The sequence below is a fragment of the Arthrobacter sp. BGA-UO-ETr-C19 genome (genome assembly GCF_059568005.1).
Map to the genome: position 1 here is coordinate 147,430 of NZ_JCAQPC010000015.1, position 12,971 is coordinate 160,400.

At 64.4% G+C, this 12,971-nt stretch carries 12 protein-coding genes; 5 read left to right on the forward strand and 7 right to left on the reverse strand.

Features of this window, described 5'->3' with window-relative positions; all coding sequences use genetic code 11:
* Positions 1-10 precede the first annotated feature (10 nt).
* The gene (gene ggt, locus AC57BR_RS07905) at positions 11-1,837 is read right to left on the reverse strand and encodes a gamma-glutamyltransferase (RefSeq protein ID WP_496359227.1); all 1,827 of its coding nucleotides are present in this window, start codon (positions 1,835-1,837) and stop codon (positions 11-13) included.
* A 97-nt stretch (positions 1,838-1,934) separates the two neighbouring features.
* The gene (locus AC57BR_RS07910) at positions 1,935-3,176 is read right to left on the reverse strand and encodes an MFS transporter (protein ID WP_496359618.1); all 1,242 of its coding nucleotides are present in this window, start codon (positions 3,174-3,176) and stop codon (positions 1,935-1,937) included.
* 194 nt (positions 3,177-3,370) lie between these two features.
* On the opposite strand from AC57BR_RS07910, the gene AC57BR_RS07915 reads away from it, so the two are divergent.
* On the forward strand, positions 3,371-5,527 hold the full coding sequence (locus AC57BR_RS07915) for an amylo-alpha-1,6-glucosidase (RefSeq protein ID WP_496359229.1): 2,157 nt from the start codon (positions 3,371-3,373) through the stop codon (positions 5,525-5,527).
* 18 nt (positions 5,528-5,545) lie between these two features.
* On the opposite strand, the gene AC57BR_RS07920 is transcribed toward AC57BR_RS07915, so the two are convergent.
* Positions 5,546-6,481, reverse strand: a complete 936-nt coding sequence (locus AC57BR_RS07920) for a 5'-3' exonuclease (RefSeq protein WP_496359620.1) — start codon at positions 6,479-6,481, stop codon at positions 5,546-5,548.
* 67 nt (positions 6,482-6,548) lie between these two features.
* Between AC57BR_RS07920 and AC57BR_RS07925 the strand changes: the two genes are divergently transcribed.
* Complete coding sequence (locus AC57BR_RS07925) at positions 6,549-7,136, forward strand: HhH-GPD-type base excision DNA repair protein (RefSeq protein WP_496359231.1); 588 nt, start codon at positions 6,549-6,551, stop codon at positions 7,134-7,136.
* Positions 7,137-7,175: 39 nt separating this feature from the next.
* Here AC57BR_RS07925 and AC57BR_RS07930 read toward each other — a convergent pair whose 3' ends face one another.
* From AC57BR_RS07930 to AC57BR_RS07945, 4 genes are all read right to left on the reverse strand, one after another.
* Positions 7,176-7,640, reverse strand: coding sequence for a DUF8821 family protein (locus tag AC57BR_RS07930; protein ID WP_496359233.1), 465 nt, complete (start codon positions 7,638-7,640; stop codon positions 7,176-7,178).
* Positions 7,641-7,723: 83 nt separating this feature from the next.
* Positions 7,724-9,139, reverse strand: a complete 1,416-nt coding sequence (locus tag AC57BR_RS07935) for a purine-cytosine permease family protein (protein WP_496359235.1) — start codon at positions 9,137-9,139, stop codon at positions 7,724-7,726.
* On the reverse strand, positions 9,136-9,300 hold the full coding sequence (locus AC57BR_RS07940; RefSeq protein WP_496359237.1) for a hypothetical protein: 165 nt from the start codon (positions 9,298-9,300) through the stop codon (positions 9,136-9,138). The genes AC57BR_RS07935 and AC57BR_RS07940 overlap by 4 nt, the downstream gene beginning before the upstream one ends.
* A 58-nt stretch (positions 9,301-9,358) precedes the next feature.
* Positions 9,359-9,769 carry a cupin domain-containing protein gene (locus AC57BR_RS07945; protein ID WP_496359239.1) on the reverse strand — a complete coding sequence of 137 codons (411 nt, stop codon included), beginning with the start codon at positions 9,767-9,769 and terminating at the stop codon, positions 9,359-9,361.
* Between the two features lie 483 nt (positions 9,770-10,252).
* Here AC57BR_RS07945 and AC57BR_RS07950 point away from each other — a divergent pair, with 483 nt between their 5' ends.
* The 3 genes from AC57BR_RS07950 (at position 10,253) to AC57BR_RS07960 (ending at position 12,964) form a co-directional block, all read left to right on the forward strand.
* A complete protein-coding gene (locus AC57BR_RS07950) occupies positions 10,253-10,633 on the forward strand; it encodes a cupin domain-containing protein (protein WP_496359241.1) in 381 nt (126 codons plus the stop codon).
* Positions 10,634-10,738: 105 nt separating this feature from the next.
* Complete coding sequence (locus tag AC57BR_RS07955; RefSeq protein WP_496359243.1) at positions 10,739-12,133, forward strand: trimethylamine monooxygenase; 1,395 nt, start codon at positions 10,739-10,741, stop codon at positions 12,131-12,133.
* 243 nt (positions 12,134-12,376) lie between these two features.
* Positions 12,377-12,964, forward strand: a complete 588-nt coding sequence (locus AC57BR_RS07960; RefSeq protein ID WP_496359245.1) for a TetR/AcrR family transcriptional regulator — start codon at positions 12,377-12,379, stop codon at positions 12,962-12,964.
* Positions 12,965-12,971: the final 7 nt, after the last annotated feature.

Genomic DNA, 12,971 nt, shown 5'->3' on the forward strand with positions numbered 1-12,971 from the left:
ACGGCGGGTCTCACCGCGAGGGTTTGACCACCATGGCGGAGCCGCCACCGCGCCTGACCGGTTCGGCCGCGGCAACCAGGCGCCCGCCGGACTTGAACTCGATGGCGGTGGCCGCGCCGATCTCTGCTGCCGAGGTGAAAGCGTCACCGGACGGGGTGAACTCGTGGCCGAACGGCTTCAGCTGCTTTTCATACGCGGTGATGAATCCGGGCTCGGCCGTGACTTTGGCCGAGTTCCGCTGCGCTGCCCGCGGGGCGGCGATGGCATCGGAGATGTTCATCCCCAGGTCCACCCTGTTCAGGATCGTCTGCAGGACGGTAGTGATAATCGTTGAGCCGCCGGGCGAGCCGAGGGCGAGGAACAGGTCGCCGTCTTCGAGGATGATGGTCGGGGACATCGAGGACCGCGGCCGCTTGCCGGGCTCAATCCGGTTCGGGTCCGCCGGGTCGTACACGGTGGAGAAGTCGGTCAGTTCGTTGTTCAGCAGGAATCCGCGGCCGGGAACCACAATGCCCGACCCGCCGGTCTGCTCGATGGTGAGGGTGTACTCGACGACGTTCCCCCACTTGTCCGCGACAGTCAGGTTGGTGGTGGAGATGTTCTCGGTGTCCTTTTCGCTGGCGGGGGCCGCCGCGGCGGCCGGGCACGCGCCGTCGTAATTTGCCACGTCACCGGGCGCCACGGGCTTAGCGGCTGCCACCTTCGGGTCAATCTCGCAGGAACGTTCCTTGCCGAACAGCGGGTCCGTCAGGGCGTCCGTGGGAACGTCGACGAAGGCAGGGTCGCCCACGTACTTGCCGCGGTCTGCGAAGGCGAGCGCGCTGGCTTCTAGGTAATGGTGCAGCGCGCTGGGCGTGGACATTCCGGAGAGGTCGAACGGCTCAAGGATGTTCAGCGCCTCGCCCACCGTGGTGCCGCCGCTGCTTGACGGTGCCATGCCGTAGACGTCAAGGCCGCGGTATTCGACGTGGGTAGGCGACTGGTTCAGGGCGCGGTACCTGGCGAGGTCCGCTGTGGTCAGGTGTCCGGCCGGGACGGGCAGTTTGGTGGTCTTGGTCTTCGGCGGAGCCTGGACGGTTGACGCTATCTCCTTGGCGAGGGCGCCGTGGTAGAAGCCGCGGGTTCCCTTGTCTGCCAACAGCCGGTACGTTGCCGCGAGGTCCGGGTTCCTGAAGATACTGCCGACGGCAGGTGCGTCACCGCCGGGGAGGAAGAGCTTGCTGGTGGAGGTGAACGCCGCAAAGCGGAGCTTGTTGTCGAGTGTCTGCTGGCGGAAGGTGCTGTCCACCACGAAGCCGCGGTCCGCGACGTTGATGGCCGGCTCGAGGACGTCGTCGAGGTCCTTGGTTCCCCACCGGTCAAGCGCGCGCTCCCACGTGGCCGGGGTACCGGGCACGCCCACCGACACGCCGCTGGTGACGAGTTCGGGGGTGAAGTTGTAGGGCTTTCCGGTCTTCGGATCGATGAAGGCATCGTGCGGCATGGCCGCCGGCGCTGTTTCACGGCCGTCGATGGTGCTCACATGGCCGGTATGTGCGCTGTAGAAGAGGAAGTATCCGCCGCCGCCCACTCCGGCGCTGTAGGGTTCGGTCACGCCGAGGGTGGCCGCGGCGGCGACGGCGGCGTCCGCCGCGTTGCCTCCCTTGCGGAGGATGTCGATGGCCGCCGCGGATGCCTCCGGGTCCACGGTGCTGACGGCACCGCCGTACCCGGTGGCCGTGGCGGCCTTTTCGGTCTCCCGCTGATCAGCAAAGGCCGGCGTGGTGACGGTCCCCGCCGTCACGCTTAACGCCAGGGCCGTGGTGACGGCGGCTACTCGGCTCCTCAGGTATGGCATGCTCGCTCCCGGGTCGGTGTAATGCGGGTTGACGGTACTGTCACGCTACTCCGCAAGGCAAGGACACTCAACGGCCGAAACCTTCACCGGGCGTTGATCAACGGCCGTGTGCTTCATCCGCAGCGGCGCGCCGGCGGCGGCTGGCGTACAGGAACGGCACCGCGGCCAATTGGATCACGCCGCCGAAGGCCAGCGACGCCGAGTAGCCGTAAACATCGGCTGCCCGCCCCAGCAACGGCTGCACCACCACGCCGCCGCTCGAACCCATGAGGGAGGCGAAGCTGAGAACCGTGGCCCGCTGCCTGGAGTCGATCATGTCGTTCAGGTAGGCCTGCCCCACCGGCATCCCCACCTCGGCCACCAGCGCCCACACGGCCAGCAGCATCAAGGCCACCCAGAACTCACGGGTGAACCCGAGCGCCACCAGGATCACTGCACTCACGGCGCCGCTGAGGATGAGCACAGTGGTGCGTTTGCGGACCAGGCGCCTGAAGCGGGGCGCCAGCCAGCCGCCCAGGACCTCGGCACCGGCCACGATGGCCGCTGCCAGGCCCGCAATGGCGTACGCGCCGCGGTCGCCGAACAGCTCAAGCAGGAACGGCTGCAGGGCGTAGAACACGTAGATTCCGACGCCGGCAGTGAACGGCGCGGACAGCATCACGTAGCGCACGGGCGGGTTCTTCAGGCCGTTCTCGATCGAGGCAGACAGGACGGCACGCGTCGCCTGAAGGGGACGCGCCGAACGTTCCGGGGTGAAGCCGATGTCGTGCATGAGCCAGAGGGCCACCACGAACATGGCCAGCAGCACGCCCACGCGCAGCAGGAACGGCACGCCCAGGTCGGTGGCCTGGGCGATGACGCCACCCGCGACCGAGCCGATGAGCATGGCGGTGCCGGAGACCATCTGCCCGCGCCCGAGCACCGTCTCCAGAGCGCCGTCGTAACCGGAGAAGTGCAGGGCGTCCACGAGCCAGGCCTCCACGGCGCCGGAGAAGAAGGTGAAGCCCAGGCCGAGCAGCACGGACACGACCGCCCACGCCCAGAACGCCGCCGTGAGCTGCCACAGCAGGTAGTAGAGGAGCGTCGAGACGGACAGGGTGGCGGTGCCAAGCAGGAAGGAAACGCGGCGCCCCCAGCCGTCGGCCACCACGCCGGTGGGTACCTCGAACAGCACCATGCCGGCGGTGAAGAAGGCATTCGCGGCAAAGGCCTCGAGGTTGCTGAGCCCGGCGTCGAGAAGGAAGAGCGTGTTGATCCCCCAGATGAACGAGGCCGCAAGGGTATTGCCGAGTGTCAGCGTCAGGTAGATGCGCTGCACCTTGCGGGCCGCCGGGTTCATCGCCTCGCTGTCCGTCCCGGCGCGAAGTTGGGGCACGAAACCCATTCTCGTCGTCTTCACCGGGGGCCGCCAGAGACCCTTTTATCAGGAGGCGTTCGAGCGTAGCGTCATGCCCAACGGGGTAGGCGGCGAACGGCAGGGCGGCTCCGGTCCGCCCAGCGCCCCCTCGCCCTGAGCCGTCGAAGGAGGCGGGCATGGCTGCTGGCTGGAACGCTGATACGGCTGCCGGTCCTGTGGGGTCGGGAACGGTCACCCTGGTGGAAGGTTCGTCCTTCTGTATCTCCTTGGCGAACGGGGACATCCATCCGGAGCACCCGCACGGGGTTTTCCATGAGGACACCCGGATCCTGTCCCGCTGGAACCTGTCCGTGAACGGCCTGCCCCTGGAGGCGCTGACTGCGGAAACCAAGGAGCCTTACCGGGCGCTGTTCATTGGCCGGGTTCCCCGCTCGGACGGGTACGCGGACAGCCCCCTGATCGTGGAGCGCCTGCGGGAGGTCGGTGCAGGCATCCGCGAGGAGATCACCATCCGGAACTATTCCTCGAAGGAGACCGAGTGCATCGTGTCCCTCAGCGTGGAGTCGGACTTCGCGGATCTCTTTGAGGTGAAGGAGGCCCGGGTCCAGCGGCGCTGGGAAGAATCCCGCCGGCCCGAGGGCGACTCCCTGGTGATCAGGGCCGGCTGGCAGGACCTCGTCAAGAGCGTCATCGTCCACGCAGCCGGCGCCGAGGTCACCGCCGATTCCCTTACTTTCAGGACGGTGGTCCCGCCGCGCGGTGCATGGAGCTCGCGGGTGAGCGTGGCGCCTGCCGCCAATGGCGCCGCGGTCCCGCCGTCACCGGTGGTCCGCCCTGCCGCCGGTGACCTTTCCCCGAGTGACCGCCGCCGGCAGGAGTGGGTGGCCAAGATTCCCAAGCTGCACATGGGCAACCGCTCCATCGAGCGCACCCTGCGGCGCAGCTACGACGACCTTGGAGCGCTGCGTATCGAGGATCCCGCCCATCCGGAGCGGATCGTGGTGGCTGCGGGTGCCCCGTGGTTCATGACGCTGTTCGGCCGGGACTCGCTGTGGGCCTCGGAAATGGCGCTGCCCGTCGATCCGTCCCTGGCGTTGGGCACCCTGCAGACGCTGGCCGACCGGCAGGGCAAAGTGGTGGATCCGATGAGCGAGGAGGAGCCGGGGAAAATCCTGCACGAGGTCCGGCTCGGTGTCTCCAGCGGGTTGGCGCTGGGCGGCAAGAACGCCTACTACGGCAGCATTGACGCCACACCACAGTTCGTGATGGCGCTCGGTTCGGTGAGCCGCTGGGGCTTTGCCCGGGACACCATTGCCGCACTGCTGCCGCATGCGGACCGCGCGCTGGACTGGGTCCGCAACTACGGCGACAAAGACGGCGACGGGTTCGTCGAGTATGAGCGGCTCAACGACCAGGGCCTCATCAACCAGGGCTGGAAGGACTCGTGGGACGGCATCAACTTCGCGGACGGAACCCTGGCCGAGCCGCCGATCGCGCTCTGTGAAGTCCAGGCGCTGGTCTATTCGGCATTCCTGTCCCGGGCGTGGATGGCGTACGACGCCGGTGACGCACCGCTGGCGGCGCAGCTCACCGATGAGGCGGCGCAGCTGAAGAAGAAGTTCAACGAACAGTTCTGGCTGCCGGACCGCGGCTATTACGCCGTCGCCCTGGACCGGGACAAGCGGCCCGTTGACGCGTGCGCGTCCAACATGGGGCAGTGCCTGTGGCACGGCATCATCGATGAGGAGAAGGTGCCGCAGGTGGCCGAGCGGCTGATGGCTCCCGAAATGTTCAGCGGCTGGGGCGTCCGGACGCTGGGCACGGACATGGGTGCCTACAATCCGGCGAGCTATCACAACGGGTCGGTCTGGCCGCACGACAATGCCATCATCGCAGTAGGGCTGCTGCGCTACGGCTTCGTGGACGAGGCGCAGCGGATCTCGACTGCCCTTTTGGAAGCGGCAGACTACACGGACGGCCGGCTCCCGGAACTGTTCTGCGGCTTCAGCCGGGACCAGGTTACCGAGCCGGTGCCCTATCCGACGGCGTGCTCCCCGCAGGCGTGGGCGGCCACCACGCCCATCATGCTGGTGACCAGCCTGATGCGGTACGACGCCCACGTATCCCGGGGCGGGATGTGGATGGACCCGGTCCTGCCCGAATCCTTCGGCGACCTGCACATTACCAACGCACCCATGGGGGGCGGCCGAATCACCATCGATATCACGGGTTCCGAACCTACCGTGCAGGGACTCCCGGAAGGATTGACCTTCCACCGCGAACACCGGCCGTGGTTGACAGAGCTTATGGCGGAAGCCGGGCTGGGTAAGTAAGGGCGGTCTAGGTCCGGTCTAGGTCCGGTCCAGCGCCGCCAGCAGCCGGCGGACCGAGCCGCCGAGGTTCCACTCAGTGGCGAGCCTCTCGAGTTCTTCCCGCGCCTCACCTGTGACGGCCTGCAGTTCCGCGCCCGCTTCCTCCAGGGACGGCAGCTCCAGATTGCGCACCACATTAACGACTGCGGGCGCCACTTTGAGATAGTCCGCGGCGGCGGCAAGCTTGGAGCGCACCGACGTGGACACCCCGCCGCCGGGATCGGCTGCGGGCGTGAGCAGCCCGTCGAGGGTGCCGTGTTCCAGGAGCAGCGCAGCCGCGGTCTTCTCGCCGATGCCGGCCACACCGGGCAGCCCGTCCGAGGCGTCGCCGCGGAGGGTGGCGTAGTCGGCGTACTGCTGCGGCAGCACGCGGTACTTTTCGACGACGACGGCGTCGGTGAGGACTTCGAGGTTCCGCATGCCGCGGGCGGTGTAGATCACACGCACCTGGCGGTCGTCGTCGACCAGCTGGAAGAGGTCCCGGTCCCCCGTCACCACATCGACGGGAAGGCCGGCGTGGCTGGCGTAGGTGCCCACGACGTCGTCGGCCTCATGCTCCGGGACACCGACGACGGCGATGCCGGCCAGGCCCAGCACGTGCCGGATCAGCGGGATCTGTGCCTCCAGCCCGTCCGGCACCACCTCCACATCTGCCGCGCCGGCCACCACCTCCGCCACCCGGTGGGCCTTGTAGGTGGGAATGAGGTCGACCCTCCACCGCGGCCGCCAGTCATCGTCCCAGCAGGCCACCAGGTGCGTGGCGCCGTAGTCGGTGGCGAGCCGGGCGATCATGTCGAGCAGGCCGCGGACAGCGTTCACCGGGGTGCCGTCGGGGCGGCGGATGGTGTCGGGCAGGCCGTAGAAGGCGCGGAAGTACAGGGACGCGGTGTCGAGCAGCATCAGGCGGTTGACCATGACTGATCCTGACACGGATTCACCGTGCGGTGCCCGGGACACGGGCCGGAAGTGGGAGGATGGGCGCATGGAACTGCACATCACCGGCGACGATGCCGCCGACAAACTGCTCAGCGATGACGCCTTCGCGCTGCTCACCGGTATGCTGCTTGACCAGCAGGTAACCATGGAGTCGGCCTTCGCCGGACCCGAAAAGATCCGCACGCGCATCGGGTCCATCAGTCCTGCGGCTGTCGCCGAACATGACCCGGCAGGCTTTGTTGAGGTCTTCAAGGAACGCCCTGCAGTCCACCGTTTCCCCGGCTCCATGGCCGGCCGCGTCCAGGCGCTCGCCGAGGCCGTGCAGAGCGAGTGGGGCGGCGAGGCAACTGCCATCTGGACCCGGGACGAACCCGACGGCAAGGAAGTGCTCCGCAGACTGAAGGCACTGCCGGGATTCGGCGAACAGAAGGCCAAAATCTTCCTGGCGCTGCTCGGCAAGCAGTGCGGGCTCCAGGCGCCAGGCTGGCGTGAAGCCGCGGGCCACTACGGCGAAGAGGGTTCCTACCTCTCGGTCGCGGACATCGTGGACCCCGAGTCGCTGACGAAGGTGCGCGCCAGCAAGCAGGCAGCAAAGGCCGCCGCCAAGGCAGCGAAGGCGCCGGCCGCCGGGTAGTTTAAGTACGACGGCGGCCGGTCGCTTTGGCGGAGCTGCTCAGTACTCGCCTTTGATCACGAAGTAGGAGCCGCGGATCACCCCGGCCAGCTTCGACTTTTGGCGCGCGAACTTGAAGCTTGATGCGAGTTCCTCTGGAACTTCCATGCCTTCGGAGAGCTTGAACCCCACTGCGCGCTTTGATCCGGCCTCGAGGCCGTACATCACGTTGATTGCCAGGCCGGACTCGTAGAACACATAAGCCATCCGAAAACCGTCCACTTCGAAGGAGGTAACCTCGAGCGGACGGGCCGAGATGACGATGTTGCGCTCGTCGGAGAGGATGCGGTTCACCCAGTCCAGCGTTTCCGGCGCCTCACTCGCGGGCCTGACGGTGAAAGGGTGGTCGTACTTGTTCTTGTAATAACGTGCCTCGTTGGCACGCAGTCCTGCCAGCGGTTCCGCCACTGGGGACGATTCCACGCCAACGGTGGACACGTTCTGGAAGTCTACGGTGTATGGCATGCGCCCTCCTGGTAATGATTCGTCGCACTCCTCACCCTATGTCCAGCGGCGCGGCCCGGCTTCTCGATTCCTGATCGATCAGACTAGTGCATGACCGGCCCGAACGCCTTGGGCTGAAGCCGCGCCAGGAGCACATACACAACGACCGTGGCCAGGGTTGACGGCAGCGTAGCGGTAGTGAAGGCGAACACGGGAGCGGAGGCAAACGTGACCGGGTCAAGAAGGAGGAAGTAGACGACGATTCCAACGCCCATGCTGACGAAGCCCGTCACATTCAGGCCCTTCCAGTACCAGTACGCCGCACCTGCACTGTCGTTATACAGGCCATCCAAGTCCAGACGTTGCTTCCTGATGATGAAGTAATCGGCGATTTGAAGCCCGCACAGCGGGCCGAAGACGACGGCCGAGAGGGTGAGGAACGTTCCGAAATTGGCGTAGAAGGGCTCCGCCAGGAACACGATCACCACCGCCACAGTAAGTCCAGCCACAGTGGTCGAGCCTCTCCAGCTAAGGCGGGCGTCGATGGCAGGCTGCTGCTTTAGGGAAAGCGCTGCCGTGTAGGTGCCGACCATCGCCGTGCCGACATTGGCAACGATGATGAACGCGAATGCCGGCAAAGCCAGCCACACGCCGCCGATTTCCAGCAGCCCCGGTAGTGGGTCTCCACCTGAATCCGGAAAGACCAGCCCAGTGTAAAGACCAATCAGGCAGATGACCGCGAGGGCGAGGCCAAGTCCCAGCGTTACCGGCAGTACGGACTTCTTGGTGCTCTTGGAGAACCGGGTCATGCCACCGACATAGGGCCACCAGGACAAGGCAGTAGCGAGCATCAGCTCGATGGCCGTCGTGTAGTCCAAAAGCTTGTTGCCGCTTGCGGCGCTCGGCTTGGCCTCGAGGAGAACAGCCCAGCCGACCTTGGCAACAATCACGACAATGACCATGACCCCCAGTGCGAGGACCGAGCAGGCAACTATGACACCGACCCTTCGGAGGATGCCGGGTCCGCGGCTGATGAGTGCCCACACCACCAGGAGGCAGACAAGGCTGCTCACTGTCTGGGCGATTGGCTCATTAGCCTCGCTGACGACGCCGAGAGAGACCAGCAGCAACGCAGCGGACTTTCCGCTGAAAATCATCAGCGTCGTCCCCCACCCGATCGTGAAGAGAAAGGTGAGGGCGACGGTGAAAAGCGAACCACGGGTTCCGAAAACGGGCCGTGTTGAGCGCACAGCCTCCAGCCCGTACCGGGTCGCCATCGGCACCGTTGCCAGGAAGACCAGGAACATTCCCGCCAGCATCGCCGCAATCATCACGATCGACCCCTGCCCAGCCGGCAGATAGAAGGCAACATAGCCGCCGATGATGAAACACCAGGTTGCCACGGCAGCCTGGGCAGAACTGAAGAACAGAGCCTTGGGGCTCCAGTTCCGCTCGTGGCTCAGCAGCGGAAGCGATCCTTCAGTTCCCGACGTGGAGATTTCGTCCGTAGCCTGACTCACAGGAACCACCCCAGGATCAAGGCGATAACGGGAAGAGCCAGGGTGACGGCATGCAAGGTTCGCATGTCGGCGAACCTGAATGGTGGTTCCAGACTGCCGGCCTGCCACTCGGCCAGTCTGGCGTTCAGTTCTTCTGCGTACTGCTCTTTAAGTGTGCTCATGTTGTACCCACGTTCAAGGAGTTGGAGTAGTGGTGGACCGCGGCGCTGCGGCCAAGACTTAGATTTCGGAGTAGCGGAAGGAGTGCGACTCCACACCGTCGGGGTTGGGACCGTAAATGGTGACCATGCGGGCGTACACGGGCGCCCAGTATCGGCCGGTCCGTCCGGGATTAACCCGTGCCGAATCACCCGGTCTCAGGACGACAGTCTTGCCTTCGCACTCGATATGGAGCTCGCCTTCCAGCACGAAGTTCGTCTCGGTGTGGGGGTGGAAGTCCTGCCAGCCACAGGACTCCAGCTCCCACTCCGAGAGTATGACGTCCTTCCATGGGCCTACGGGATTCGAATTTATGAACCTGCAGCGCAATCGCGGCCAGTCATCCTTCATGACCTCCATGGACTTGGCCGGCCAGAAATCGATTGCCTCCCCCGTCGCGGACGTCAGGGGCTGAGGGGTGGTTGTGGTCATTGTCTTTACCCGTTTCTCAAGTAGGGAAATCTGCTTTGCGGGATTTGCTGTTGGGAATCTGAATCAGATTGCGTCATCGTGATCTGGGTCACGGCGATTTCAATACAGTGACAGGGACGCTTGTTCCAGTCAATGGTTCAGAACGAAAGATCTCCAAGCGCCATAAAAAGAGCCACGGCAGACGCTCCGGGAAAAATCTTCAACTTGAACGCTTGACTCGGACAGCTGTCCATGTGAAAGTTTTGGGACACGGATATGTGACTGGCCTCACACCGGCAAGGCTCGACACGGAGCCGGCCGGGGCCTCTCGACACAGAGAATGTCGCGTTGACGACGGTGCCCCTGGAGCCCGACCCCGGTTCTGGCTTGATCCCCGCACAGCCCCAGTGGCACCAACGCCCCCTTGTACCAAAGCGCACACCATCAGCGCCACGCTGTTCAATTCAGAGAAATCCCTTACAACACCATTCACAGGAGAGACCCATGGAAACCACCCTCGTAGGAACACTCAGCAAGGCCGGATCCATCCACAAGGTAGTAGGCGGCTACGTCGGCCTGCCGCCAATGAACGAGCCCGGCACTGTCGCCGCGATCGGCGACTCCCTCCACAACCCAACCGGGTCGGTCATGAGCGCCGGCTTCTTCGAGCTGAAGGCTTCCGAACCCCTGGTGTATACGTACACCTATGACGAAATGAAGGTCGTCATCAAGGGCGAGTTCATCCTCACCGACGAGACCACAGGAGAGGTCACGCACGCGAAGGAGCGCGACGTGCTGTTCTTCCCCAAGGGCACCACGGTCAAGTTTGAGACCCCCGAGTACGGCCTGGGGTTCTTCACCGGCCACCGCTCCTTCGCACCGTAAGGACAGCACCGTAAGCACTCCCCCGCACACATAGCGCAACCGCCTAGGGCAACCACGGCGTCGCAGAGCAGCGACCCACACGAACCATTGGAAGAGGAGAGAAGCATGACATTACGAGTCGGAATCATTGGTGCGGGCCCCAGCGGCCTGGCACAACTGCGGGCATTTGAATCGGCGCGCCAAAAAGGCGCCGACATCCCCGAGATCCTGTGCTTCGAGAAGCAGAGCGACTGGGGCGGACAGTGGAACAACAGCTGGCGGATAGGACTCGACGGTAGCGGCGAGCCGGTGCACTCCAGCATGTACCGCCACCTGTGGTCCAACGGGCCCAAGGAGTGCCTCGAGTTCTCGGACTACTCCTTTGACGAGCACTTCGGCCGCCCCATTTCGTCCTTCCCGCCCCGCGAGGTTCTCTTCGACTACATCAAGGGCCGCGTGGAAAAGTCGGACGTCCGCAAGTACGTGAAGTTCAACACCGTCGCCCGCCACACCAGCTACAACGAGGCCACGCAGGAATTCACAGTGACGGTTGAGGACCTCAAAACCAACCTCACTGAAACCCACGTCTTCGACAAGCTCGTGGTGTCCACCGGCCACTTCCACGTTCCTTCCGTTCCCGAATTCAAAGGGATCAAGACCTTCCCGGGCGAGGTCCTGCACGCGCACGACTTCCGCGGAGCCGAGCGCTTTTATGGGAAGAATCTGCTCATGATTGGCAGCAGCTATTCCGCTGAGGACATCGGCATGCAGTCCCACAAGATGGGCGCTGCGTCCATCACCCTCAGCTACCGCACGGCCCCGATGGGCTATCACTGGCCGGCCAATACGGTGGAGCGCCCGCTTGTCACCCATTTCCTGGGACCCACCGCCCACTTTAGCGACGGCACCCAAGGTGACTTTGACGCCGTCGTACTTTGCACCGGATATCAGCACAAGTACCCGTTCCTGCCCAGCGAGATGTCGCTGAAGTCGCCGAATGTGCTGTACCCGGGCAACCTGTACAAGGGCGTCGTGTGGCAGCAGAACACCAATCTGTTTTACCTGGGTGCGCAGGACCAGTACTACACCTTCAACATGTTTGACGCGCAGGCGTGGTTTGCCCGCGACGTCATGACCGGAGCGATTGACCTGCCGTCCCTTGCCGACCGCGAGGCGGATATCCAGCTCTGGCTCGAGCGCCAGGCCGCCCTGCCGGATCACGACGCGGAGGCCGATTTCCAGACGGACTACCTGCGGGAACTCATCGACGCCACCGACTACCCGCCGTTCGACCTGGACGCAGTGTCCCAGTTGTTCAAGGACTGGATGCGCCACAAGCACGACGACATTCTGGGTTACCGAGACATGCTCCACCGCTCCGTGGTGACCGGGACCATGGCCACCAAGCACCACACCCGCTGGCTCAACGCCATGGACGACTCCATGGCGCGCTACCTCGACGGACCTTCGCAGGATGTTGATAGCGGAGCAACCGTCCCGGACATCGTGGCTGCCAGATAGTCTCTGGCTGAGCCCGCACTCCGTGCACTGCCTGGCACCCCGGACCGCGAACACTGTCCCGAGAAGTGACGCGGCTCGGGGCCAGGCAGCCCCGTTTAACAATCGCCGGTTCCCGGTGCACTCCTCAATCTGACACCCGTTCCAGTCAATTGTTCAGGACAATGATGTGAAACCTTTGTCCAAGCAATAGTCTTAAGGAAAATGTCCCTGCGGGGCCAGAACCGGGAGACGGGAGAGTGAGGCATGCGGATATCCTCAGCCGATCGTAAAGAACAGTTAATTGCAGCGACCGTGGAACTGATGCGGCGCGAAGGCGTCCAGTATGTGACCATGCGGGCCATTGCCAAGGAGGCCAACGCGCCCCTGGCCGCGGCCCATTATTGCTTCAGCGACAAGAGCGAACTCATGGACGCTGCCGCAGAGGCCTGGTTGAAGAACCTGAACCGCTATTCCAGCGACGTCCCGGTCCATCTGGGGCTGCGAAAGGCTGTGGAACAAGTAGCGGAAAACTACTGGCGCGCCCTGGAGGAAGAGCCCGGCAGCCTGCTTGCGGAAATCGAACTCATTCTGTGGGCAACGCGCAATGCGGCCTCCAGCCCACTGGCCGCGAACATCTATCCCGCCTATGAAGTGGAGCTGGGAGACTTATTCACTGCCGCCGCCCAGGGCAACGGTGATAAGTGCCTCATAGACGCCGCGACGCTGGTTCGGACCTTTCTGATGATCTACGACGGAGCGGCCATTCAGTACATGACCGACCCGAAGGCCGCCGACCACCGCGGCAATTTCTTCCTGGTGCTTGATGCCCTCCTGGCCAAAGCCGGCGTCTAGCTTCGTG